The following is a 26115-nucleotide window of genomic DNA, read 5'->3' on the forward strand; positions in this document are numbered from 1 at the left end:
GACCTAGATTTTACAAGTTCAGCTCTTTCCAAATTTTTTCAATTTCTGAAGCTGGATAAGCGCCTGTTACCCTAAATCCATTTTCAAAAATAATTGCTGGCGTTCCTTGAACACCTAGACGACGTCCAAGTTCCAAATTTCGTTCAATAGGGTTTGAACAATCAGCTTGGGCTGTTGGTTGTTGATTCTTTTGTAAAAGGGCATTCCATGCAAACTCACGGTTTGCGGAGCACCAAACTTGTTTAGAGGGCTGGATCGATTGTGATTTAATTGGATACATAAACGTATAAATTGTCACATCTTTTAACTGGCTTAAATTATTTTCAAGCGTCTTACAATATGGGCAATTTGGGTCAGAAAAGATCGCGAGCTGACGCTTACCATTCCCCCTTACAGTCTTAATGGCATCTTGAAGTGGAAGTTGTTTAAAGTCGACTGAATTATGTTTCAGCACCAAATCACGTGTTAGATTTTTTTGATCTTCGATACGAATCATTGATCCAAAGAATAAATGCTTAGCTTCTTCATCAATATAAATAATCTGATTGTCTAAAGATCCGCTATAGAAACCTTTCATGTCAGTTTTTTGTAAATTTTGAATATTCAATTTTGGATGTTGCGTTTTAATTTTCTGCTGAAGCAATTCAATATTCGCAAAGCTAGAACTTGTAGACAGTGCAAGTAAAGCACTGATTAAAATTTTTTTATACATAAGTTGAGCATATGTTTGATGGATATTATTGCTTATTCTAATCTTCTACTTTCTACAAAGATCAGTTTTTATGTAATTTTAAACCTCATAAATTGTTTCACGTGAAACCAAATATGACAGTTGCATTTTAACTGATTGAAGATAATTGACTCATGCTTAACAGTCGACATAGACTAATGAATCATCGTATCAGCACTGCTGTTCTATAAGACAAATAATGAATGAAAACCAATCGTGGCGAGATTTTATTCTCGTAAGTATCGCACTCTGTATCGGCACCATTGGAACAGCGCTTGCTAGCCCACTTTATCCAATTTACCAAGAATTATGGGGGTTAAACCCGAGCGATATCACCTTTATTTTCGTTTCCTACATGCTAGGGTGCCTGACCACCTTACTGTTTTTGGGCAGAACCAGTAATACCATTGGTTATGTAAAAACTATGCAACTTGGGCTCATTTTTATCACCATTGGCTTGTTAATGTCTATCTTTGCGAGTGATGTCATGTCTCTCTCATGGGGAAGATTTATCATTGGTATCGCATCTGGATTGATGACAACATCTGCTCTTATTGGGCTTATTCAAACTGTTCCAATTTCCCATAAACAAATTGCACCACAATTAAGCTCAATCATTACTGCTGTTGGATTTGGTTTAGGTCCTTTATTTGGGGGATTTTTTGCTGAATTTTTTGCATATCCTTTGGTAATACCTTATGTACCCATTGTGATAGGTTCAATATTTTGCTTCTTTAGTCTATTTACACTCAAACCTATACCTTTTGATGTGCAAAAATTTAATTTTGCTCCCAAATTATTAACACCACAATCACATGATCGCACTCAATTTTTTATACTGAGCTTGACTGCATTTGCTGTTTTTGCAGGATTTAGTTTATACGCCTCACTATCTCCTTCATTTGTTAAAGACATTTTGCCTTGGCACGGTCCACTGATTAGTGGTTCTGCCATTACTGTCATTTTACTGATTTCAGCTGCGACACAATTTTTTTCAAGATCAATCAAACCGCAATCCAGCCTATTACTCGGTATCATGACTTGCTTCATGAGCGTGATCGCTTTATTCCTCTGTATGGAGTTTAAAATTAGCTGGTTATTTTTCCTAAGCGATGGTCTGTTTGGGATTGGACATGGCTTAGCTTTACTTGGGGCTTTCGGACTTATTCATCACATGACCACACCTCACAATCGAGCCGCCGTCATGTCTACTTATCTCTTTATCGGCTATCTCGGAACGATTCTACCCATCCTAGCAGTAGGATATTTAGCTGACCATTTTGGGCTTACAAATGCAGTGATTTGGTTCTGTATTGCAATTTCAATTTTATTGATTGTTTTATTCATAAAGCAGATGATGGTTAAGCCAAGCAAGTTACCTTTAGCAAATTAACCAAAAAGCCCATTACTGAGCTTTTTAAACCACAGATAAAAACTCGTTTACTTCCCGATACAGAATGTAATCTTAGTTATATTTTTAATATAAATTAATAACTTATAAGTTTAATTAAAACCTAGTGCCTAATAGGTGACTGATTATGTCATCACTAGGAACTTTTTAAGCTGTTCCCCTTATTGGTGGCTCAGGTAGGATCAGATTTAGAATCCTATCCTTTGTGAGTGATTTTGAGGTACTCACTTGGTCAGTTTTAAAATGTGAGCAAGATTGACCATACCCCCCAGTGGGGGTAATCCTATGTTCAGGTTATTTATAGCAGTAAACCGCTCCAATAATCATGCTGTAATTCTATTGGGATTTTAAGCCTTAAAACCACAGTGAATATATCCCTCGTGCGCGCGCGCGTAGTTGTTCCGAAACACAACGCAATTTTGCGCTGTCCTACTTCAGAAAACTTCAGTTTTAAAAATACAAAACCTGATAAAACCTGAGATTCAGAACGGCGTACCTGTTAACAATTGTTGACATTCAAAACGCTGCACCTGTTATCAATTGTTATGGTTTGGACTACTACAAAACACTACTTTCCACTGGCTGCTCGGACTTAGGATTGAACTTGTTAAAACTTGTTATTCAGGATATGCACAGAACGGCCCTGATTGCTCGATATAGCCATGTTTTAGAAATGATGTACCTTTATCAAGTCTTAGCCTAAACCTCACAAAACCTCACATTTAGAACGCCGTAGCTGTAAGCAATAGTAAGCACCTTTAACTTTATTTTAACTTTTAACTCAAACAGGATTTTTTTGCTGGTGCGGTTTGGAGTGGTATCCGCTTTGGGTCAATCCATAAGTTATGAACTCCCCCCTTGCTATATAATCGTATATACGATATATTGAATGAAGAATCTACTAAGGGGTATACAATGACGAACAAGACTAAAACTTATGATGCTAGTGATATGCACGACCTAGCTTCATTAGCTGAATCAGATATGAACTGGATGTGTACAGCTATCAGCCATATCAGAAAAGAAGTAATGAAGTTAAACAAGCTGGCAGAAAGTGGAAAAGAAGTCAGCCAGTATCATTTTTCTGAAATTGTTACTCAACTAGATATGTATGAATATTTAGCAGAAGACCGCCACCGCAACCATGCTAAAGGGGCAGAAGCATATAAGGCTGAGTGGGAAGCTGCCAAACAAAAGGCCAGTGCATGAACAAGCCTAACGACACGCCCAAAACTCGCTATGAGAAAAAGCGCAAGCAAAAGCTAGTCAGCTTCAATACTGAGAATTCACACGATGCCGATCTATTGGCCCATGCTAATAAACTGGATGATTTTAGCGGATGGGTTAAAGAACAATTGAATGAAGACATGAAGGAAAAGAACAGCTCACAATAGTGGGCTTTTTTAATGCCTTAAATATACATAGTCTTATGCCACGCTTTACGCTCTTAATAATTATTTAAACCTGATCAATCTGACTGAGATAATTCACTAAGAATATCGATATAAAATTATATTTTTTATTTGGCCGAAACATCGTATAAGGCATATCGTTTTGATGTGGTAACAGGAAATCGGATATACAGGTTTTGATGTGGTAACAGCATTTTTTTGATGTAGTAACATAGTCCACGTATATAAAATGATCAAAAGTACGGACATGGGGTATACGGTCATAATTTTGGTATCCATCCATAAAAATAGAAATATCAACCTGACAAAACCTGACACTTTTCCCAGTATAAAAAACCTATCAAAACCTGTTATTTGAAAGTAAGTGATAGTAAGTATTTGAACCTCACAAAACCTAACCTTTGAACTTGATAAAACTTGAAATTAGAACCCAGCAAAACCCAACGCTAGAACCTCATAAAACCTGATATTAGAACCCTATTTTCTGATGAAAATATCAGTATAAAATGTATAAAAATCATGTCAAATTTGCATGTAAAAAATTAAATAAATTATTGAATTAATAAATAAATTTAAATAATAGTATGGTAAAATTAAGAATAAATTTTGTGGGAGAAAATAGCAGTCTATTAAGGCTAATTTACTAAAAATTTTGAATAGCTAAAAGAGGCTATTAATCACTAAAAAAGTAATTTTAAAAACAGGAGAATGCTTATGCCAATCGCAGCAGCAACAATAGGAACAAAACTTGCAGTAGGAATGGTAGGTGCCAGTGTGGTTGGTGGTGCTTTATCATCCAGGGCACAATCAAAAGCAGCACAATCAGCATCAAACGCCCAAATTCAAGCCTCGGAAATGGGAGTTGAGGAACAGCGCAGACAGTTTGATGAGGTTCAAAAACTCTTAAAGCCTTATGCAGATGCTGGTTTGGGTGGTCTAGCAGCTCAACAGGATCTACTCGGAATCAATGGAGCAGATAAGCAACAGACTGCTATTGATGGAATTAACAATAGCGCTGAAATGCAAACCTATTTGCAGCAAGGTGAAAACGCTATTTTGCAAAATGCATCAGCTACTGGCGGATTGCGCGGGGGGAATACTCAAGCAGCATTGGCGCAGTTCAGACCGCACTTGCTTAACCAATTAATCAATCAGCGTTATCAAAACCTAGCAGGCATGACTGCGCTAGGTCAGAACGCAGCAGCAGGGACAGGTAATGCTGGCATGCAAACAGCTAGCAATATTTCTAACCTGTATCAACAGTCTGGTGCAGCACAAGCGGGTGCGGCTTTAGCAAAAGGTCAGGCAAGTACCGATATGTGGAATGGTGTATCACAGGCAATCGGTCAAGTTAGCGGTATGAAGATGATGGGCCTATTTTGATTAAAGAGAGATGCCAATAAACCCCACTGTTGCCAAATACATGTGGGGTTCTTCTATACATCAGGAAAGCACTTAATAATGCTTTTTTTTAATTGTCCCAATTTTTTCCATTAGCACCACAGTTACGTTCGATAGAATTCATGGCTTCTTCAGTTGTATATTGCTTAGAACGCCATCCATCAATATTTGCTTGTATAAGTGCTCGACAATTCTTAGGTAATCCATAATCGCCATAGGTAGGCTTACTATTAGGATTTCCGCAACCAATCAAGATTAATGGCAACACTGAAATTAATATTATATTTTTCATAATCATACTCTTATTCAAATAATTAAGTTAATGATACAGAAGTCTTGCTAATCGTAAAACTCGCTTAACTTATCAAACCTGGTAAAACCTGAAATTAGGGCGGCAAGATTACGGCATGTTTGAACCTAACAAAACCTAATATTTGTTTTACGTAGTTTTACAAGGTAGGCATCCATTAAATACGGTTAAAACCTTGCTCTATTTAAATTTGAGCGTGGTTTTGATGGTCTTTTTGATGTGGTGCTGTAAAACAAGAAATTAGGGGGGGGTTACTTTGATGTACTTTGATGAAATCAAGCAACCATCAAGAAACGGTAAACCTTGCTGTATACAGCCTTGAAGCTGTTTTGAGGGTCTTTCTCCTGGTGTCCTATCAAAGAAATTAAATAAACGCCGTAGAGAATAATTTAAGGCTGTTTTGTTGTACGTAGTTATACGGAATCAAAGTTATTAAATTGCTGTATGCCTTGCTGTACGTGCCTTGCACTGTATTTGATGCAAGTGAGCTGTAAAGCAAAAATCACTTGATTAGATTTAGAATCCAGTCAAGATTTAGGTAGACAAAAGCGTATTTCTTGTTTGACGTAGTTAGACGAACTGCATATTTACTTAAACCGCCGTATGCCTTGTATGGCTTGGCTTTCAGTGTATTTTTATGGGTGCTTTTATCAGTACCTTGTCCAACAAATATAAAATGTGTGCCATGTCAGATTTAAGACTGTTTACTGATACGTACTGATACGGATTTTGTACGACGTAGAACGACAAAACAGGGGGTAATTATTCCATTTATATCTTTTGCGAAACTCACCCTATGAAAGAAGCATTTTTATCTAATTAGACTGCTTCGATCTAATCATATCTAAAGCATCTACATGCTATCTATGTCATGTTGATAAGATGGCGATATAACGAACAATGATAAAAAATTACCTTTGCTGATAAGTTATGCACTTTTCAATGCCTAATATGGTTATACTTTTTTTAAAAACTGGCATTTAGGTTGATATAAATGGTTAATAATGATCTTAATAAATCGAGAGTAGATCGACAAAATCTTCTAAATAATGATGTAGCTTTAAATGAGTTAAGAGTTCATTTAGGATTGACTGGTTTAGTCTTTGAAGATGACGTCTGGTTTACTAACGCCCAAGTTGCCGACTTCTTTAACGTTAGTAGAATGACTATTAATCGATATGTTAATAACTATAGTGATGAGCTTTTACATAATGGTTATGAGGTTTTGAAAGGGCAAAGATTAAAAAATTTCAAAGACTTATTCGGTGATTTAATTTATTCCGATTTAGAAATTGACCTTTCACAGAGTAACATTGATGTTACTCATGAAGATAAATTTGATAATAAACAAAGACTTGCACGTATGAAAAGTTTAGGAGTTTTTAATTTTCGTGCATTTTTAAATATGGCTATGCTATTAAATGAAAGTGAACAGGCAAAGCATTTAAGAGGTGTAATGCTCGATATCGTACTGGATACGTTACATAAAAAAGCAGGTGGAAGTACCAAATACATCAATCAAAGAGAAGAAGATTTTTTACATGCCGTACTGAAAGAGCCTGAATATAGAAAAGAATTTACTCAAGCACTTAATAACTATTTGGAGATGGGGAATTACAAATACGCTGTTTATACAGATAAAATTTATCAGTCTATTTTTAAAGAAAAATCAAAAGAGTACAAGGCCTTATTAAACTTGAGCTCTAAAGATAGGATTAGAGATACCTTTTATGCGGATATTTTGAGCCTAGTTTCCTCATTTGAAAACGGTTTAGCGTATGAAATGAAAAAAGCATTTGAAAAAAAAGGTCAAAAGTTAACACCAAAAGAATTGAATGAATTATTTGAGGAATATGCAGCTCATCCTGGTAATAAGCCTCAATTAGAAATGGCTAGAACAAGAATGGCAAGTAGAGATTATGGATTAAGGCAAGTGATACATGATAATTTGGAAGAATACATAACAAATTTAAGTAGTGATGAGTTTCAGCGATTCTTGGGTGAAAGTAGTAAAACAATTCAAGAACGTATTGAAGAAAATATAGATGTTTTTAAGCGTCTAAAAGATAGGTAACTAATTTATGAGTATTATCTATCTTAATTTGCATTATTTAGTCTGTGAGCATGACCGGGTAATTGATCAGTCGGGCGGGCTACATGGAGTAAAGGATATAGGTGCAATAGAAAGTATCTTATTTCATATTCAAAATGATGACTATTACCCAACGTTAGAGATAAAAGCAACACACTTATTTTACGGCGTTAATAAAAGTCATGCTTTTAATGATGGTAATAAGAGAGCATCCTTGATTGCAGTAACACATTTCCTTCAATTGAATGGCTATGGCTTTTTGGTTGGGTCAATGATGAGAGATTTTGAAAATATTGCAGTTTATATAGCTGAAAATATTGTGGATAAAGAGTTTTTAGAAAAATTAATCTGTTCATATCTTGAGTATGCGGAATTTCAAGAACATCTTAAGCAAGAACTTATTTCAAAACTAATGCAACACTATTCATAAATTATAGCCCCATCAAAGGGGCTTATAAGCATCAAAGCAATTGCAGCTCATCGGCTCGAATCTCGGTTATTTCCCGATCCGTTCCTTTACTGTCTTTCCACTTCCTTGTACGCAAGCTGCCCTCGATATAAACCTTTCCGCCTTTCTTGAGGTACTTACTGGCAATCTCGGCTAATCGGTTGTTAGTGGTGATTCTGTGCCACTCAGTCGCTTCTTTGCGCTCTCCAGTGGCCTTGTCTTTCCAAAACTCAGTAGTTGCAACGCTGAATGTCGTAATGCTGCCACCGTTGGGAAATTGTTTAGTTTCAGGGTCACGGCCTAATACACCCATCACAGTTACTTTGTTTACGTTTGGCATTGGCTTAAATCTCTCTAAATTTTCTCAGAATGTCTATTTTTCATGGGTAAATTAGGTAACATGGGTAACATCCTTGCTATGACAGCGTTTCAGGGTGTTACCTATATTTTTTTGCTTGGGTAACGATGGGTAACATAGGTAACAAATGAGGGAAAATTTAGAACTTGTTACCTCTGTTACCTGTTACCATTTTCAATAGGTAACGCCTGTAAGCCTTTATTCATGCGGTTGTTACCTGTGTTACCTCTGTTACCTTCGTTTTTTACTATTCCCAGCTAAAAATAGCCTCTTTGACGGCGTAAACCTTCACTGCGTTTTTCCGTGATGGGATTCTTGCGGTCTTGCTGGTCTTGCCTGTGTCATGCTCAAGTAGGTTGTAAGCTAGTAAGGCCCTTGCTGCTTTGCGACTGTCATAGCCTTTGCAGACTTCATTTTTAAACTGCTCAGGCAATACATAAAATATCTTTTCGCCGTTCTCCATTTTCCAGTAGCCGACACGGTTATTGATACGCTCGATATGATCGGGATCGGGTGTAATCGCTTCAAAACGACTTGATTCATTCGCCTCAAAAAATGCTTTAACATGGGTCACAATTTCCCGATTCTCATAATCTCCGACCTGCTCAAAACTGCCCAGCCATTGATTAAATACCTTTTGTACGGCGTTAAACGCTGTGCCTGTTTTCCAGCCTGTAATATTGGCCTTTGTTGCCAGCTCTCCAGCCGTTGCCACCAATGCAAAGTAGTTAGCCACTCGGACAATATGCCCTTGCGACTGGTTCAAGGTTAAGACTTGGCGATACTGGTCTAAAAGCTCTCTAGCTTCGTCCATGCGCTCGCCTTTGTTGCTGGTCAGATACTCAAGCCATGCAATGCCAGCCACGCCGTAGCAGTCTGCCATGCGTTTACTCAGTTCAATCGCTTGTTTTGGTGCATCCTCTGCAAAGTCTATACTGTCAAAAATACCGTACTCAGACTGATCTATATCAATATCAGCCAAGCGTATTTCTTGTCCCAGCTTAGTCTTTTGGCCTTGCTCGCTCATAATGTCTTTAAGGCTTTTCTCCCCACTGGATAAAAATATAACTTTCCACTGGTGCATAGGCTTTGCTGTGATTTGCTTAGTCATGCGACCTTTGCCCATGCCATTTGCAAGCATATAAACAATGTTTCCTAGCTCTTTGGGGTTCGCTATCTCTCCGATTTCATCCAGCACTAAAAAACCATCATTGTGCATATAGGCTGTATTCTCTAAGGCGTTTCCTGTGGCTCTCCATGTCCTATAAAACTGCTTTGGATTGCCCCACACGGAACTCGCAAGGTTTAAGGCTGTGCTTTTCCCTTTGGATGAACCACCTTTGATATGAAAGCCACCGCCTTGTTGGTTAAGAGGGTCTAGCAATTGCCCAGCAAAGGCCGTACACAATGAAAAAGCCAATAAGCTATGATTCTCTGCCAATTGCGCTACATTACTTCGCTATTGCTCTAGTGTGCCTTTGCTTTGATAACGGTTATCTAGGGCATTGTTAGCCTGATAAACAATTAAATCACTGCTGCTTTGTCCGATCTGCTTATGAGGTAGTACAAATACGTCATCATGCCAGCCGACCCGATCCACGCATAAGGCATATTGACCTGTTTGATAGCTCATTAAGTAGCATTGAAAAAGGTTTCTTGCTCGTTGGTCAGGTGCAATCATTACACCCTGATAAGACAATGCTTTGCGAAGGTCTGCGCCGTCCGTCTGGAATAGCTCCATAGATAGGGCCTGTGTGTGTTCTACCTCGTTGTCATCCTTCCACTTGAGCAATACACCCCAGTTATTACTAGAATCATCTCTAGTCTTAGCAACAACCAATACAGGGCTTGAAATAAAACGCTTTTGGCTTATGCCGTTCTTATCTTCCTCAACAAAATATAAGCCTGCCTCTGTGATGTGGAAATGTCCGTTTTCCCATTTCATCGGTTTAGCCAGGTGGCCTTTGGGTAAAATACTTTTTACTGGTAAAGCCTCTATCGCTTCATCAATAAATGCCAGCACCTCACTTACGCTTTCATGCTGGGTCAATTCGATCTGAAATTCACTTACACCAATTTTTAAATACTGGCATAGCAGCCTAACTGCCGTGTTTTGCTCCAGCTTTTTAAATGGCTCAAGGTGCATTTGCTCAATTCTGACAGGTAAATAAAGCTGCTTATAGCCTGCCTGTGATAGCTGATTAATAACGAACTGTATTTGTTCAAAATCAAACGGCTTTAGTTCTGTTTTATGGTTGCTGCATAGGGTAGGCAATACGACCAATACAACGGCGTAGCCAGTCTGTGCGACTTTAAAGAATGCCTCTAGGCTGTACGTGATAATGACAGGTTGGGCATGGTCAAAATCGCCATACCTTGCAAAACCTCTAGCCAATCCATCAGGCATGACAGCCACACGCTGCCCATCTTGCATGACAGCACATTGAACAAGCTCCATTTGCCCATCATAGACAGGCACAATCAAAGGCTTTTCATAAGTAACGCCGTTTATATCCACATTACCATCATCAACATAGATCGGCTGCTCAGGACTGCCAAAACGCTGTATTAATGGATGTGATGAATAAGCATCATTAAACGATACAAGCTGCGTACATTCGTTTAAAATGGCTTCGGGTGTTATTAGTTCTTTGGGGTGGTCATAATCAAGCATTGTGACTGCCCCCTCAACAACATTAACCGCACTTTCTAATGATTCATTTTTCATTATTGGCCTCACTGCACACGGTTGATATGGATATTTGAATTAATCAAAACGCCGTCATTTGATAATCCGACTTGCTGGCGGTTATCCATCATCTGCAATAAACGCTGTTCTGCTTCTTCAAAGCTAATGCCGAAATGCTTTGCAATGTCCTCTAACTGGTACATAGGTTCGCCGTCATCCGTGTAACCGCTTGGCGGTGGCAATAGGTTCAACTCTTTTGCCTTTTGGTGCATCTCTGCTTTGATATGCTCAGGCGTGTAGTGCATTGTCAAAATAAGGGCCTGCTCAGTGATGGGGTGGTGTTCCCCATACTGCTCAAGCATTGCTTTGTAATGGTCAAAGGCTTTGAAAAATTCAGGGTTTACATGTTTATTCATGGCCTACCCCCTCAAAAGTTAGCTGTAAATTAGCTTTGCATGTTTCAATGCGGACGGCGTTTAAATGCTTTTCATGTTTACGGCGGTGCATACCCAGGCTATGAAATGTACCTTTATCCTTAGATACTTTTTCCTGCATACATAGGCGGTTCAGTTCTTCATAGGCTGTCTGCCGTGCTACATAACTCCCAGTCTTGCGGATGCTCGGCAATACCTCAGCAAATACCCAGTTTTGGAAATTCAATGCTTCTTTTTTATTAGATCGAAAAATAATGCGATAAAGGTTAGGCTCATTAATGAACTTGAGCTTTTGAGTACCGCCATTTGTAAGGATGTGGCAATCTGCCATACCCTTTGAATCTAATTCACGTAATAAGCGTGATGTTCTGCTTACCGACAGGACATTACATACGTCAGTCAAACAAAATAAAGGCTCGTTGGTATTGCTCAAGACAACACGAACGCCTTGTTCATTGAAATTAAAAATAGATGGGTTCATGCTGCCACCTCTTTAACAAGCTCATACCGTGCATGTCTGCCAATGCCTGACTTATTGCGCTCGTTATGGGTCACAATGTCATAGCCTGCATTGCGTAAACGCTGAATAATTGCGCTCAGGCGGTAGCAGTTGAAAAGGTCGATAGCCTCAGCCTGTGAAATGGTCTTGCCTTGCTTGAGGTGTGCTAGGACTTGTTTTAATTGGGTGTTGTTCATGTTCTTATGCTCCCATTCCTGACAGTGCATCGGTCAACTTGTGAATCGTTCCGATGTGGATTATCAGAACGTCCTTAACGCCTGATTTCTTCACCATGTCAGCATGTTCACTGAGTAGCTCTTTAATCGTTCCGTTAAAGCCTTTAACCTCTAAAAACTTCATAGCTTCATCATTTACGATTAAATCTGCTTCCTGATCCGCTTCGCCAGTCGGACAATATGAAGCAAGGGCATAGGCGTATAGATCGGCTGGGTCTGTAATACTCAAGGTTTCCAGTGCCAAGCGTAAAAAGATATTTAGCTTGCTGGCCTCGGCTTTTAGGTAGTCATCAATTGAATAAGGCTTAGAAAATACCTCTGCACCTAATTCGGATGCTCGGATAGAAACATGGTCGAGTAGGTCGATAGCCTGTTCGATCTGTCTTGCATTGGCTTCGGTTTTATCTTCATCTGTGAAGTAATCAAGGGCCAAGCAAGTGAAGTCGGACACATCAATAAAAAGGTTTTTTATCTGCTCGCCGTTTACTTCATGGCTGATCTGCTCAAGTTTTCTTTGTGCCTGCTGGGTGATGCTAATTGCATCTTGTAGCGTGAACTCCATAGCTCAAGCCTCCATCGTTGCAATGGCTGCTTTGTGGCTTGCTATGCGTTCATTAATCCACTGGTCTACATCAGATTCAATCCAAGCGACACGGCGTTCGGAAATATTGACTGCTTTCGGGAACGTGCCTTGTTGCATCATTGCGTAAATTGACGATGCACCTAAGCCAGTTTTTGCCTGCACTTCTTTACGGCGGATTAAACGGATAGTTTCGTTTTGTTGCTTTTTAGATGTAGTCATCTAAACATTCTCCAATAGTGGAAATGCCTAGACACAAAATAGAAATAGGAATGTAATTTTTATAAAAAAACTAAGTTTTATTAAATGGATATAGCAATATATAGCTATTCAATAGTGTTCAATGACTAACAATGAATGTTCGGGTATATGAACATTCTTATTGACTTATGTCATGTTTGAACTACTATAAAAGCGTTCATCAATGTTTATCATTGTTGATCAAAGTACAAAAACTTAGTTTTTAATCGTTTTACATTTCTAAGATTCCTTAGTTTTGTGTCCTGCCAGACGGCGGTTAAAAATTAATGGCGTTTAGTAATTGGCGTTACTAAAGCCATCTGTTCCATGAAAAGGGTCAAGCATTGGCGTGTTTGACCTTTTTCTTTCTTTCCTACACTCATTAGACATAAATGCTTCTTAATGAATGTATTAGATTTCTATGTTTTACTTTATAAGAGTTATGCTTAAATGGCTACCTCTTTACCCAACAAGTGCGTTAATTGTTGTCGCGAAGAAAATTTAAGTATTTGAAAATAAAAGAAATGTTATTTTAAAATCATATCCTAATGATGAATAAATATACATTTAATACTTCACTTTAGTTGGTTTGAATTGCTTTTAGTTGCTTTGAGCTGCATTCCCTTTCCGAAAGAACACAATTAGTTACAATATCACCCAATACGTTTTGTCTTAACAGCATTAAAGAAAATTAGATTTGGCTCATAAATCACGCTAAAAATATAATTACTCCATTTCTGCATCATCTCTGTACGCTCTTTTTCATACTTAGCCTTGTTATAAATACCTCTTACACCTTTGGCTGTATGGTTTAAGCAAGCCTCGATTGCATCACTATTAAAGCCTTGCTCGTTTAAATGAGTGCTGGCCGTTCTTCTCAAGTCATGCACTGTAAACGGTGGCAAGTCTGTTAATGCCAGTGCTGCCTTTTGCGCCGTATTAAATGCGTTATGGCTGATATGAGTACCTGACTTTCTGCCTACAAATACAAAAGGCTCATTGCCTGCAATCGCTTTAAGTTCCTTAAATATCTCTATAACCTGATCTGACATATAAACGACCATTTCACGGCTATGACCTGTCGCACTGTCAGCCTTTGTTTCAGGGATAAGCCATATACGGCTATCAAAGTCGATATGCTCCCACTTGGCCCTCAATAGCTCTGACTTTCTAACCAATGTAAGCAATGACAGTAAAAGGCCCAATTTTCTAGGTCGATAAATTCTTGAGTTTAGGAGGGTGGTGTAATAGATGCGGATTTCATTTGTACTTAAATATCTATCTCTAGGCTTTGCCTTGTGTACGTGCCGTGATGGGATAGCCAAAACAGGGTTATAAGGTACAAGGCCTAAAGTCATTGCATAATCAAACATGCGCTTTAATAAGCCTCTAACTTGGTTAGCTGCTGCATCATATCCCTGTTCTTTTTTGCGCCATATAGTACGGCGTATATCTTCAATACTGACCTGATCTAATGGAATGTGGCCCATCATGGGATAAATGTCATTGCTCAGGCATAAAACCATGTTGTAAGGGTCTTTACGGTCTTTTTTAATAACTTCTTTTAAATAGCGTTCGCCGTAGTCCTTAAACAAAATGCCTTTAGGTTTTGTCTTATCTTGTTTGGGTGAAATACCTTTAGCCACCAATGAGGCTGATTCATCCCTGATCTGTCTAGCGTCCTTCAATGACAAGTCAGGATAACGACCTATAACAAGCCGTTCCTGCTTGCCTGCCAGTGAATAACGATAGTGCCACGACTTAACGCCTGATTCCTTAACCTCAATAAACAGCCCATTATTCAGCTTGTCTTTAACTGAATATCGCTTGTCCTGTGGTTTAAGGTTTTGAATCTCTCTATCAGTAGAGAAAAACAGGCCGTTTATCTTTGGCATGATTCTAGTCACTCAGGGATAAAAATAAGGTTTTATTGTCACGTAGCTATTAGGTGACTAAAAAAATCATAGCACTAGATGAACGTATAGAACATATTGGAACAATAAAAAGGCATAAAAAAAGCACTAAGCTATTAAAACTTAATGCTATTTAATTATCATTGGAACTTATTAGAATTTACTGAAATATAGACTTAAATTGAAATTACTTTCCGATACAGAAAGAGCCAAAGATTTTTCCGAGTAAATCATCCGCACTAAAATCACCAGTAATTTCACCTAATGCATTCTGTGCGAGACGTAACGATTCTGCGACAAGCTCTCCTGCATGGTAAACAACAAGTTGTTCACGAGCTTCCGCAAGATAAGATTGAGTGCGCTTCATTGCGTCTAGGTGGCGTGTTCTTGCAATAAAGGTATCTTCTTCAGGCTGAAAGCCTGCATGTGCTGTAATCGCATCTACAAGCGATTGAACACCCATTTCTTGCTTGGCTGAGACCGTAATGTGTCTAAAGCCTTGGAGATCAGCAACTTTAGCTTCACTATCTACTAAATCACATTTGTTAGCGATTAAAATTAAGCGTTTAGGATCGATATAATTAGCAAAGTAAGTATCTGCCAAATGCATCGGATCTTCACCTTGACTCAAATCGTAAACCAAGAGTAGGAGATCAGCATTTTCTATTTCTTTAATCGCTCGACGAATACCTTCCTTCTCAACAATATCTCCCGTTTCACGCAGACCTGCTGTATCCGTCAGGGTAATTGGCAAACCATTTAGGCTTATTTTCTCGTGTAGTACATCACGCGTTGTACCTGCAATGTCCGTTACAATCGCGCGCTCAACACCAGCCAATGCATTCAATAAACTCGATTTACCTGCATTGGGTTTCCCTGCAATCACCACTTGTAAACCTTCACGCAGAAGTTGACCTTGGCGTGCTGATTGTTGTACTGCACCCACTGATGCTTGCACATCTTCCAATAACGCTAAAATTTTTCCATCTGCAAGAAAATCAATTTCCTCTTCAGGAAAATCAATCGCCGCCTCAACATGTAATCGTAAGTGAATGAGTTTTTCTAATACTGTATTTACTTTGGCCGAAAATGCGCCTTGCAATGAACGTACTGCAGAACGAGCAGCTGCTTGTGAAGTAGCATCAATTAAATCAGCGATTGCTTCTGCTTGGACTAAATCCATTTTTCCATTTTCAAAAGCGCGCATTGAAAACTCACCCGCTTTTGCTGCAATTGCACCTAGCTCTAACAGTCGGCCCAATAATGTATTTTGAATCACTGGTCCACCATGACCTTGTAACTCAACTACATCTTCACCCGTAAAAGAATTCGGATTTGGAAAACAAATGACCAACCCTTCATCCATGACTTGCCCATTCGCATCAAGGAATTGACGAAATGCAGCATAACGAGCAGGTCCGAGTGCCTTACCAGTTAAAGCCTCTGCTATGGCATATGCCTTAGGACCAGACAGTCGAATTACACCTACACCTCCACGACCTGGCGGTGTTGCAATCGCAGCAATAGTGGTTTGATGTTGTAGGTTCGTCATTGAATTGATCTCAAAGCTAGGCAAAAAAAATCCGCCTAAGGATATCACCTTAAGCGGATCGATTCAGCTACTAACAAAACTTAGTTCGTAGATGCTGTATCTTCTTTTGCTAAGCGAGCTTTCTCAACACTCTTATTAATCAGACCTTGCTGAAGAATCGTGATCAAGTTGTTGACAATCCAGTAAAGCACAAGTCCAGCAGGGAAGAACAATAAGAATACCGTGAAAATAATCGGCATAAACTTAAAGACTTTTGCTTGCATTGGATCTGTCGGCTGTGGGTTCAACATTTGTTGAACATACATCGTCACACCCATCAACAATGGTAGGATAAACCATGGGTCCATTGCAGATAAATCTTGAATCCAACCTAACCAAGGAGCGTGGCGTAACTCAACAGACTCCATGAGCACCCAATACAAAGCCAAGAAAATTGGCATTTGAAGAAGTAAAGGTAAACAACCAGATAATGGATTGACTTGTTCACGCTTATAAAGTGCCATCATTTCTTGTGAGAAACGCATACGGTCTTCGCCGAACTCTTCTTTCATGCGTTGCATTTCTGGTGCAATCACACGCATTTTCGCCATAGAGCGATAGCTCTTAGATGAAAGAGGCCAAAGAATAAGTTTCACAAGAATTGTCAACAGAATAATTGACCAACCCCAGTTTCCAACAATGCCGTGGAAGAATTGCAAACCTAAGAATAGCAATTTCGCAATTGGCCATAACCAACCATAATCAACCGTTTGATTTAAACCAGTTGCCAAGTCTTTTAATTCAGATTGAATTTTTGGACCTGAGTAGAATGTTGCATCAACAGTCATTGTTTTGCCAGCTGGTACATTAATGGTAGGCGAAGTAAAGCCAATGATATTCATACCATCAGCAGATTTACGTGACTCCATTTTTGCAGAATACGGCTGGTTACCGAAGTTACCAGGCACCCAAGCACTTACAAAGTAATGCTGAACCATTGCAACCCAACCACCTTGAGTCTCAACACTTAACTTTTCTTCATTAAAATTATCAAATTTTAATTTGTTATAGTGCTCATCAGGTGTACCCCAAGCACCACCTAAATAAGTGCCCAGCGTAAAGATTCCTTGATCAGTTTTACCTGGATCTTCAGAATTGTCACGTTTGATCTGACCAAACATTTGACCTTGCCAGTTTTGCTGACTACGGTTAATCACTTGATAACTTACGTTAACTGGATATGCACCTTCTTGGAAAGTGAACGTTTTGATGATTTCAACACCATCAGCCGTTTTTAATACCATTGGTACTTTTAACACTTTCTCAGCTTCACCATCTTTATTGGTGGTTGCTTGAGCATCAGCTAAAGTATAAGTCGACTTTTCAAACTCAAATGTTGGACGTCCACTACGGCTACTGTCAGGTCCATTTAAACCAATTAAACCTGATTGAGCGACATAAGTACGTTTCTCATCATTTTCAAGCATAACGAACGGTTGTTCACTATTTTTACTTTTATCATGATTGAGTAGTTCAACACGGACAATGTCACCACCTTTAGGGTTAATCCAAAGATGATATAAATCAGTTTGAACAGCAACTAATTGTTGATTTGCTGTTGCAGGTGTAGTTGTGTCTTGTTGTTCAGCTGCAATATTTGCTTGCGGTATATCAGTTAAACCCGCTGTCGTTTGGCTCGTTGGCAGATCAGCAGAAACATCTTGGGCAACGACGGCAGCAGGTGCTGTCGCAGCAGTTGTTTCAGTTTGACCATAGTCTTTTTGCCAAGCAAGAATAAGCAAATATGCGGTGACAAACATGGCCCCGAGAATTGCAAACCTGGCCCATTGTTGCATATCGATTACCCCAATTGGTTAGAGTGATTTTTGGTTCAATAAACGCTCACGCAAGGGTACAGTAACGTGAGTCATTTGAGAATCTATTTGCTGAAATGAAATAAAACGAATTGCTTTTTTGGGAACAGGATCATATCCACTTCCACCCCACGGATGGCAACGACAAATCCGTCGCGTTGCATACCAGACACCTTTAATCGGGCCATGTATATGAATAGCTTCTAACGAGTATTGAGAACAAGTTGGGAAATAACGGCAACGAGGTCCAAGGAGCGGACTAATCGCAATTTGATAGAAACGAATCAACCAATGCAATATACGGACCATTGGCCACCTCTAACTTTGAGGAGAGGGAACTGATATTTTATGATGTTTTTTTACAAGACGCTGTAGCTTCTGCCATGCAAATTGTAATTGCTTATTCAATTCAGCATTCGGAATCGACTCAATACCTACCTTAGGCATGACCACAATATCCAATAAATCTATATCTTGCTGATTTAAGCGAAAACTTTCGCGAGCAATACGTTTTATTCGATTTCTTTCATGTGCACGGCGCACTTTCTTTTTAGCAACAACAATACCTAAACGGCTTTTAGGCTGTTTAGTCGGTGTAGCTAAAAATAAGAAATGGGGTTGATGCACTTTAAAAAGCGCACCATCAAATACACCTTTGTAATCTGCAGCACAGCGGATTCTCACCTCTGGACTGAAACTATAAAGTGTCATAACACCCAAATCGTCGATAAACTAAACTGGTATTAAACAGTTAAGCTGTGACGACCTTTTGCACGACGACGAGCTAATACTTGACGGCCAGCTTTAGTCGCCATACGAGCACGGAAACCATGAACGCGTTTACGCTTTAATTCAGATGGTTGGAAAGTACGTTTCATATCGAAACTCCAAAGTTGGTGTTCTATAAAGGTTCGCGATTGTATTGTGCATTGTTTGTTCTGTCAATATTAAACAGTATTGTGTAACACTTTTGATGAAAGTTGCTTGAGTCTGAGAAAGATATAAATTTGTTAAATAATCTATTTATACACAAAATAAATATATGTTTTTATTATAGTATTTAAGTTAACCACAGAAATATCCATAAACTTATACACAAGATGAAATTTAATTATGACTGATTTTTAAATTTGAATTTAAATTTAAACACAAGGAATGATTATCCACAGAAAACCGAATCTTATTAAATAAATTCAAATTTATAAATTTAAATTTATTACTATTAGGGTTGTAATTTTCTATGGATAAGGCATTATTTTTTTTTAAATATATATACTTAGGTTGTTGATAACTATGTTTTCATATTTTTTATAGATTGTGGATAAGTTATTGCTTTTATTTATCCACAGTTTGTGGAAAACCTTATCCACACCCTATTTTAAATTTAAATTTAGACTTTTAAATTTGATTATTTGTGTTTAAAGTTCAAAATTACTCATGACATATGTGGATAACTTGGGTATGATTGCCTCCCCAATCTCATGGGGTTGTTTTTAAATTTAAATGGAATGAGGGGTTTCACATGCTGTGGACAGACTGCTTAAATCGCTTGCGACAAGAGCTCTCAGATAATGTCTTTGCAATGTGGATACGTCCATTGGTTGCCGAAGAGGTAGATGGTGTTTTAAAGCTTTATGCACCTAATCCTTACTGGACACGCTATATTCAAGAACATCATTTAGAATTAATTAGCATTCTTGCAGAACAAATGTCTGAAGGACGTGTTTGTAAAGTTGAAATTTTAGTCGACTCACGACCAGGCGCGATTTTATCTGCTTCAGAGCAACCTGCGACAACAACTGCAGCGCTTGAGTCTTCAGCAGCAGCACCTGTAGTCAGAGCAAAAAAAGAAAGCAATGAGCAGCAAAATACAAAAACATCAAAAAAACGATTATTAAATCCGCTGTTTAATTTTGCATTGTTCGTCGAAGGGCGTTCAAATCAGATGGCGGCAGAAACCTGCCGTAAAGTGTTAACTCAGTTAGGCGAACCTCAACATAACCCGTTATTTTTATACGGTCCGACTGGTTTAGGTAAGACCCACTTGATGCAAGCAGTGGGTAATGCTTTATTACAAGCTAAACCAAATGCTCGTGTGATGTACATGACTGCTGAAAGTTTTGTTCAGGATTTTGTGAGTTCACTTCAACAAGGTAAAGTCGAAGAATTTAAAAAAAATTGCCGTTCACTGGACTTACTTTTAGTGGATGATATCCATTTACTTGCAGGTAAAGAAGCCAGCTTAGTTGAGTTTTTTTACACGTTTAATGCCTTATTAGATGAATCTAAACAAATTATTTTGACCTCAGATCGCTATCCTAAAGAGTTGACCGAGTTAGATCCTCGTTTGGTATCTCGCTTTTCATGGGGATTATCGGTAGGGGTAGAACCGCCTGATATTGAAACTCGAATTGAGATTTTACTTAAAAAAGCTGAAAGTAATGGTATCGATTTGCCTCGTAACTGTGCGCTCTTTATTGCACAGCAAGTTGTGGCAAACGTACGTGAACTTGAGGGTGCATTAAATAAAGTCGTCGCGATTTCTCGTTTTAAAGGGACACCAATCGACTTAGATGTGGTGCGAGAATCACTGAAAGATGTTCTTGCGATTCGTGCTCGTACTATTAGCACCGAAAATATTCAGCGTGTAGTCAGTGAATATTTTCGTATCCCATTGAAAGAGTTGGTTGGACCTAAACGAACTCGTATATATGCTCGACCACGTCAATTAGCAATGGGGCTTGCGAGAGAATTAACGGGCGACAGTTTTCCTGAAATTGGCATGGCATTTGGTGGTCGTGATCACAGTACAGTCATGCATGCCTGTGAAAAAGTGCAGAGTTTGTGTGCTGAAGATCCCATCTTTAATGAAGATTACAAAAATTTAATGCGCTTATTACAAAGCTAAATCTGTTTAAATTCTATTCTTGCAATGCGGCATATTCTGCCGCATAGTACATGATTAAAAGTGTTTTAGTCTGTCGTCGATATACTGTTTTTAGAGGAAATCCATCGTGCGTTTGAAGATCGCGAAAGAAAGCTTACTCAATGTTTTGTCTCATGTTGTAGGTGCTGTAGAACGTCGCCATACGTTAAATATTCTTTCAAACGTCAAAGTTCAGGTTACTCAAGATGCACTGACGATTACAGGTTCCGATCTTGAAGTTGAACTTGTTGCGAGTACAACGCTTTTAGAGGGAGCATGTTTACAAGCAGGTCAAACCACAGTACCCGCACGTAAATTGATGGATATCTGTAAATCTTTACCGACAGCAGCACTGATTGATTTACAAATCACAGAAGACCAGCGTTGTATTTTGAAATCTGGTAATAGCCGCTTTGTATTAGGAACATTATCTGCTGAGGATTACCCTTTATTAACGACTGAAAATAGTCAAGGGACTCAAGTTCAGGTCACTGAACGTGAACTAAAACGTTTATTTGAAAAAACCTCTTTTGCGATGGCTGTTCAGGATGTCCGTTTTTATCTTACAGGTACTTTACTTGAAATTGATGAAAATCAGCTTCGTGCAGTGACGACAGATGGACATCGTCTTGCTCTTTGTGAAACATTGGCCAGTTCGAATGCTTCGCAGTTAGTGCAAGCAATTGTGCCTCGTAAAGCGGTCGGTGAATTACAGCGTCTATTGAGTATCGAAGATAATCAACTCTCGTTGTTAATTGGTCGTGAACTGCTGAATGTTACTTTGACAATTCCAAGCCGTGATAAAGAGCAGGGTGATATTACTGTTCGTATTACTACAAAATTAATTGATGGTAAATTCCCTGATTATCGACGTGTTATTCCTCGTGGCGGTGATAAAACAGTTACGATTGCACATGATATTTTCAAACAATCATTACAGCGAGTTGCTATTCTGAGTAACGAAAAATTACGTGGTGTATTTTTAAACTTCAATCCAGATTCACTGCAACTTCGTGCCAATAACCCTGAGCAAGATGAGGCAGTTGAAGATCTTGCGATTCAATACAATAATGCACCTATGGAAATGTCATTCAACGCACAATACATTTTGGATGTATTGAATGTGTTGGATGGTGATGATGTATTAATGACAATGACTGAGGCAAACCAATCTGTATTGGTTCAAGATCCTGCTCATCAAGATCAAACTTATGTCGTCATGCCGATGCGTGTTTAATGTTGTTTTTGATTTAGTTTAATCTGGTCATGTTCATTACGCGTTTAAATATCCAGCGTGTGAGAAATTTAAAAGCGGTTGCACTCCAAGAGTTGCAACCGTTTAATGTTTTTTATGGACAAAATGGTTCAGGAAAAACGTCTATATTAGAAGCAATTCACTTATTGGCCACTGGTCGATCTTTTCGTACACATATTCCTAAACATTACATTCAAAATCAAATGCAGGATGCGATTGTATTTGCACAGTCTGCTACTGAAAAGATTGGTATGCAAAAGCTCATTACAGGTGAGCAAAATATTAAAGTGAATGGGGATAGTATTGCCACGCAAGGACAGCTAGCCAAAATTTTACCATTACAGCTTATTGACCCTCTGAGTACAGATATTATTGATCACGGAGCTAAACCAAGACGACAATTGCTTGATTGGTTAATGTTTCACGTGGAACCAGATTTTTACTATGCATGGCAATTTTATTCTAGAGCATTAAAACAACGAAATAGCTTATTAAAATCAAAACGTAATCTGACGGTGCAAGATTTAGAAGCATGGAACAAAATGCTTAGTGAGTACGGTGAAATATTACATTTACAACGTCAGGCTATTGTTGAACAGTGGCAGATATTTTTTCAGCAAGATCTTAAAACACTATTACCAGATATCGAGATCCATATGGAGTATGCAGCAGGCTTTCATGTGGAACATGGCTTGGCTGAAGACTTGATTTTGTATCATCAAAAAGACTGCGAAAGACGCTATACAGAATATGGTCCACATCGTGCAGATTTAAAGTTAAAAACCCCAACAGGAGATGCAGATGCCGTACTGTCACGTGGGCAAAAAAAATTATTAATCATGGCTTTAAAATTGTCACAGATCGCAATGTTGCATGCGTCTAATAAGGAAACTGTGGTATTATTAGATGATGTGACAGCAGAATTAGATATAACCGCACAACAACGTTTAATTGAGCGATTGAGCCAACTTGGTAGTCAAGTTTTCATTACCACTTTAGACCATGAATCTGTACAAAAACATTTACATGATTTGTCTATTTCCTATCAATTATTCAATGTTGAAAACGGTTCTGTTCAAGTTGTTGTGCAATAATTTTTTGAAGTTTTCTCCATCTTTGGATAGACCTTTTTTTCACTAGGGAGTAACCATGAGTTCAGAAGATCAAGCTGCTTCTCAAATAGAACAAACCATTGAAAAGGCTTATGATTCCTCTAGCATCAAGGTATTACGTGGTTTAGACGCAGTACGTAAGCGTCCAGGCATGTATATTGGTGATACGGATGATGGTACTGGTTTACACCATATGGTGTTTGAAGTGGTGGACAACTCGATTGATGAAGCCCTTGCTGGTCACTGTGATGAAATTCTGGTTACCATTCACGAAGACGAATCTGTTTCTGTCGCAGATAACGGTCGTGGTATTCCCACAGATATTCACCCTGAAGAAGGTGTATCTGCTGCTGAAGTCATCTTAACGATTCTTCATGCGGGTGGTAAGTTTGATGACAACAGCTATAAGGTTTCTGGTGGCTTACACGGTGTAGGTGTTTCAGTTGTAAACGCTTTGTCTAGTAAACTGGAACTCACAATTCATCGTGCTGGTAAAATTCATGAACAAGAATACCGCCATGGTGACCCTCAATACCCTTTAAAGGTGGTGGGCGATACAGATCGTTCAGGTACTCGTGTACGTTTTTATCCAAGTGCTGAAACATTCAGTCAGACCATTTTCAATGTCGATATTTTAGCTCGTCGTTTACGTGAACTGTCATTTTTAAATGCGGGCGTCCGAATTGTTCTACGTGACGAACGTGTTGGTTTAGAACATGTATTTGATTATGAGGGTGGTTTATCAGAATTCGTTAAATACATTAACGAAGGAAAAACGCATCTTAACGATATTTTTCACTTTACCACGCAAGCTGATAATGGCATTGGTGTTGAAGTTGCATTGCAATGGAATGATACGTACCAAGAAAACGTACGTTGCTTTACCAATAACATTCCTCAAAAAGATGGTGGTACTCACTTAGCTGGTTTCCGAGCTGCTTTAACTCGTGGCCTTAATAACTACATGGAAAACGAAAACTTACTCAAAAAAGAGAAGGTTGCAGTTTCTGGTGATGATGCACGTGAAGGTTTAACAGCAATTGTTTCAGTGAAAGTTCCTGATCCAAAATTCTCTTCTCAAACCAAAGAAAAATTGGTATCGAGCGAGGTAAAACCTGCTGTTGAACAAGCAATGAATAAAGCTTTTTCAGAGTATCTTCTTGAAAATCCAGCTGCAGCTAAATCAATTGCGGGTAAAATTATTGATGCCGCACGTGCACGCGATGCGGCGCGTAAAGCACGTGAAATGACTCGCCGTAAGAGTGCGCTTGATATAGCAGGTCTTCCTGGTAAATTGGCGGACTGTCAAGAAAAAGATCCAGCTTTATCTGAACTATATCTTGTCGAGGGTGATTCAGCAGGTGGTTCAGCGAAACAAGGTCGTAACCGTAAAATGCAAGCGATTTTACCGCTCAAAGGTAAAATCTTAAACGTGGAACGTGCTCGTTTTGACAAGATGATTTCTTCTGCTGAAGTCGGAACACTGATTACAGCATTAGGTTGTGGTATCGGTCGTGAAGAATATAATCCAGACAAATTACGTTACCACAAAATTATTATTATGACCGATGCGGACGTGGATGGTTCACATATTCGTACGCTGTTATTAACGTTCTTCTTCCGTCAAATGCCGGAATTAGTGGAACGTGGTCATATTTATATTGCTCAGCCACCACTTTATAAATTAAAGAAAGGTAAGCAAGAGCAGTATATTAAAGATAATGATGCGCTTGAAACATATTTAATTTCGAATGCAATTGATGAGTTGGCATTACATATCAGTGCTGACGCACCTGCGATTCGTGGTGAAGCGCTTGCAAAAGTCATTGCTGATTATCAGACATCACAAAAAAGCTTACAGCGATTAACGATTCGTTATCCTGCAACTTTGTTAGATGCTTTACTTGGTTTAGATGCTTTTAAATTAGATCAAAATCAAGATGAAGCTTATGTGACGTCTTGGGTAGAGCAATTGCGTCAAGCAATTGAAACACAACAGCCAAGCTTAAGACCTGAATTCACGCTCGAAGCATTCGAAAAAGAACTCGCAGATGGTTCACGTGAAACACATTATTGGCCACGTTTAACAGTGTATGTACACAACCTTCCTCATCACTATTTATTAGATGCTGGTTTATTAGGTTCAGGTGAATATAAACGTTTACTTCAAAACTCAAAGAGTTGGTTTACGTTACTTGAAGACGGGGCTTATTTGCAAAAAGGTGAGCGTAAAGTCAATGTTGCTAACTTCCATCAAGTATGGCAACAAGTATTGGCAGATTCACGCCGTGGCATGATGATCCAACGCTATAAAGGCTTGGGCGAGATGAATGCAGAGCAGCTTTGGGAAACCACGATGGATCCTGAAAATCGTAATATGCTTCAAGTGACGATTGATGATGCAATTGAAGCAGATCGCATGTTCTCTTGTCTCATGGGTGATGATGTTGAACCACGTCGTGCATTTATTGAAGAGAATGCATTGAATGCAGATATTGATGCTTAATGCTATAAGTTAAAAAAAGCACTCTTAGGAGTAATGCCAGTCAGTTAAGCAAATATTAGAAAAATGTAGTAAAAATGAGTGTATGTAAATACGCTCATTTTTTTATGTCTTTATCTGAACATTTAGAATCCACTCTTGAACATGCTCTCCCATCACTT

General features: G+C 38.7%; 23 protein-coding genes and 2 pseudogenes. 10 read left to right on the forward strand and 15 right to left on the reverse strand.

Annotated elements, in window-relative coordinates:
• Positions 1-10: 10 nt before the first annotated feature.
• Positions 11-712 carry a DsbC family protein gene (locus FTV32_RS12365; RefSeq protein WP_180028806.1) on the reverse strand — a complete coding sequence of 234 codons (702 nt, stop codon included), beginning with the start codon at positions 710-712 and terminating at the stop codon, positions 11-13.
• Between the two features lie 217 nt (positions 713-929).
• Here FTV32_RS12365 and FTV32_RS12370 point away from each other — a divergent pair, with 217 nt between their 5' ends.
• From FTV32_RS12370 to FTV32_RS12385, 4 genes are all read left to right on the forward strand, one after another.
• Positions 930-2123: an MFS transporter gene (locus tag FTV32_RS12370; RefSeq protein WP_180028807.1), complete on the forward strand. Its 1194-nt coding sequence runs from the start codon at positions 930-932 to the stop codon at positions 2121-2123.
• Between the two features lie 933 nt (positions 2124-3056).
• On the forward strand, positions 3057-3350 hold the full coding sequence (locus FTV32_RS12375; protein ID WP_180028808.1) for a hypothetical protein: 294 nt from the start codon (positions 3057-3059) through the stop codon (positions 3348-3350).
• Positions 3347-3535 carry a hypothetical protein gene (locus FTV32_RS12380; RefSeq protein WP_180028809.1) on the forward strand — a complete coding sequence of 63 codons (189 nt, stop codon included), beginning with the start codon at positions 3347-3349 and terminating at the stop codon, positions 3533-3535. Before FTV32_RS12375 ends, FTV32_RS12380 begins: the two co-directional genes overlap by 4 nt.
• Before the next feature lie 732 nt (positions 3536-4267).
• Complete coding sequence (locus FTV32_RS12385; RefSeq protein ID WP_257227631.1) at positions 4268-4936, forward strand: hypothetical protein; 669 nt, start codon at positions 4268-4270, stop codon at positions 4934-4936.
• Positions 4937-5024: 88 nt separating this feature from the next.
• On the opposite strand, the gene FTV32_RS12390 is transcribed toward FTV32_RS12385, so the two are convergent.
• A complete protein-coding gene (locus FTV32_RS12390) occupies positions 5025-5246 on the reverse strand; it encodes a kynureninase (RefSeq protein WP_180028810.1) in 222 nt (73 codons plus the stop codon).
• 1012 nt (positions 5247-6258) lie between these two features.
• On the opposite strand from FTV32_RS12390, the gene FTV32_RS12395 reads away from it, so the two are divergent.
• Positions 6259-7338: a DNA-binding protein gene (locus tag FTV32_RS12395; protein WP_180028811.1), complete on the forward strand. Its 1080-nt coding sequence runs from the start codon at positions 6259-6261 to the stop codon at positions 7336-7338.
• 7 nt (positions 7339-7345) lie between these two features.
• Complete coding sequence (locus FTV32_RS12400; protein WP_180028812.1) at positions 7346-7786, forward strand: type II toxin-antitoxin system death-on-curing family toxin; 441 nt, start codon at positions 7346-7348, stop codon at positions 7784-7786.
• Positions 7787-7817: 31 nt separating this feature from the next.
• Here the strand turns inward: FTV32_RS12400 and ssb are convergent, their stop codons facing one another.
• The 13 genes and pseudogenes from ssb to rpmH form a co-directional block, all read right to left on the reverse strand.
• Positions 7818-8144, reverse strand: coding sequence for a single-stranded DNA-binding protein (ssb, locus tag FTV32_RS12405; protein WP_180028813.1), 327 nt, complete (start codon positions 8142-8144; stop codon positions 7818-7820).
• A 265-nt stretch (positions 8145-8409) separates the two neighbouring features.
• A pseudogene (locus FTV32_RS12410) lies at positions 8410-10836 on the reverse strand (DUF927 domain-containing protein).
• Between the two features lie 62 nt (positions 10837-10898).
• A complete protein-coding gene (locus FTV32_RS12415) occupies positions 10899-11267 on the reverse strand; it encodes a hypothetical protein (RefSeq protein ID WP_180028814.1) in 369 nt (122 codons plus the stop codon).
• On the reverse strand, positions 11260-11766 hold the full coding sequence (locus FTV32_RS12420; RefSeq protein ID WP_180028815.1) for a BRO family protein: 507 nt from the start codon (positions 11764-11766) through the stop codon (positions 11260-11262). Before FTV32_RS12420 ends, FTV32_RS12415 begins: the two co-directional genes overlap by 8 nt.
• On the reverse strand, positions 11763-11981 hold the full coding sequence (locus FTV32_RS12425) for a helix-turn-helix domain-containing protein (protein ID WP_151862552.1): 219 nt from the start codon (positions 11979-11981) through the stop codon (positions 11763-11765). Before FTV32_RS12425 ends, FTV32_RS12420 begins: the two co-directional genes overlap by 4 nt.
• 4 nt (positions 11982-11985) lie before the next feature.
• Complete coding sequence (locus tag FTV32_RS12430) at positions 11986-12582, reverse strand: hypothetical protein (RefSeq protein ID WP_180028816.1); 597 nt, start codon at positions 12580-12582, stop codon at positions 11986-11988.
• Between the two features lie 3 nt (positions 12583-12585).
• On the reverse strand, positions 12586-12822 hold the full coding sequence (locus FTV32_RS12435) for an AlpA family transcriptional regulator (protein ID WP_180028817.1): 237 nt from the start codon (positions 12820-12822) through the stop codon (positions 12586-12588).
• Between the two features lie 671 nt (positions 12823-13493).
• Positions 13494-14735: a tyrosine-type recombinase/integrase gene (locus FTV32_RS12440; protein ID WP_180028818.1), complete on the reverse strand. Its 1242-nt coding sequence runs from the start codon at positions 14733-14735 to the stop codon at positions 13494-13496.
• 205 nt (positions 14736-14940) lie between these two features.
• Entirely contained in the window at positions 14941-16305 is a 1365-nt protein-coding gene (gene mnmE / locus FTV32_RS12445) for a tRNA uridine-5-carboxymethylaminomethyl(34) synthesis GTPase MnmE (protein WP_180028819.1), read from the reverse strand.
• Positions 16306-16385: 80 nt separating this feature from the next.
• Complete coding sequence (yidC, locus tag FTV32_RS12450; protein ID WP_180028820.1) at positions 16386-18140, reverse strand: membrane protein insertase YidC; 1755 nt, start codon at positions 18138-18140, stop codon at positions 16386-16388.
• A 5-nt stretch (positions 18141-18145) separates the two neighbouring features.
• A pseudogene (yidD, locus tag FTV32_RS12455) lies at positions 18146-18467 on the reverse strand (membrane protein insertion efficiency factor YidD).
• A gap of 9 nt (positions 18468-18476) precedes the next feature.
• On the reverse strand, positions 18477-18869 hold the full coding sequence (gene rnpA / locus FTV32_RS12460; protein WP_180028821.1) for a ribonuclease P protein component: 393 nt from the start codon (positions 18867-18869) through the stop codon (positions 18477-18479).
• Between the two features lie 32 nt (positions 18870-18901).
• Entirely contained in the window at positions 18902-19036 is a 135-nt protein-coding gene (gene rpmH / locus FTV32_RS12465; protein ID WP_000831329.1) for a 50S ribosomal protein L34, read from the reverse strand.
• A gap of 644 nt (positions 19037-19680) precedes the next feature.
• On the opposite strand from rpmH, the gene dnaA reads away from it, so the two are divergent.
• The 4 genes from dnaA to gyrB all read left to right on the forward strand — a co-directional run bounded on the left by dnaA (position 19681) and on the right by gyrB (position 25957).
• Positions 19681-21066: a chromosomal replication initiator protein DnaA gene (gene dnaA / locus FTV32_RS12470; RefSeq protein WP_035268607.1), complete on the forward strand. Its 1386-nt coding sequence runs from the start codon at positions 19681-19683 to the stop codon at positions 21064-21066.
• 106 nt (positions 21067-21172) lie between these two features.
• Positions 21173-22321 carry a DNA polymerase III subunit beta gene (gene dnaN / locus FTV32_RS12475; protein WP_180028822.1) on the forward strand — a complete coding sequence of 383 codons (1149 nt, stop codon included), beginning with the start codon at positions 21173-21175 and terminating at the stop codon, positions 22319-22321.
• Positions 22322-22350: 29 nt separating this feature from the next.
• Positions 22351-23433, forward strand: coding sequence for a DNA replication/repair protein RecF (recF, locus tag FTV32_RS12480; RefSeq protein ID WP_035268612.1), 1083 nt, complete (start codon positions 22351-22353; stop codon positions 23431-23433).
• A 55-nt stretch (positions 23434-23488) separates the two neighbouring features.
• The gene (gene gyrB, locus FTV32_RS12485) at positions 23489-25957 is read left to right on the forward strand and encodes a DNA topoisomerase (ATP-hydrolyzing) subunit B (RefSeq protein ID WP_180028823.1); all 2469 of its coding nucleotides are present in this window, start codon (positions 23489-23491) and stop codon (positions 25955-25957) included.
• Positions 25958-26115 lie beyond the last annotated feature (158 nt).

Source organism: Acinetobacter sp. YH16032 (genome assembly GCF_013417345.1).
Taxonomy (GTDB): domain Bacteria; phylum Pseudomonadota; class Gammaproteobacteria; order Pseudomonadales; family Moraxellaceae; genus Acinetobacter.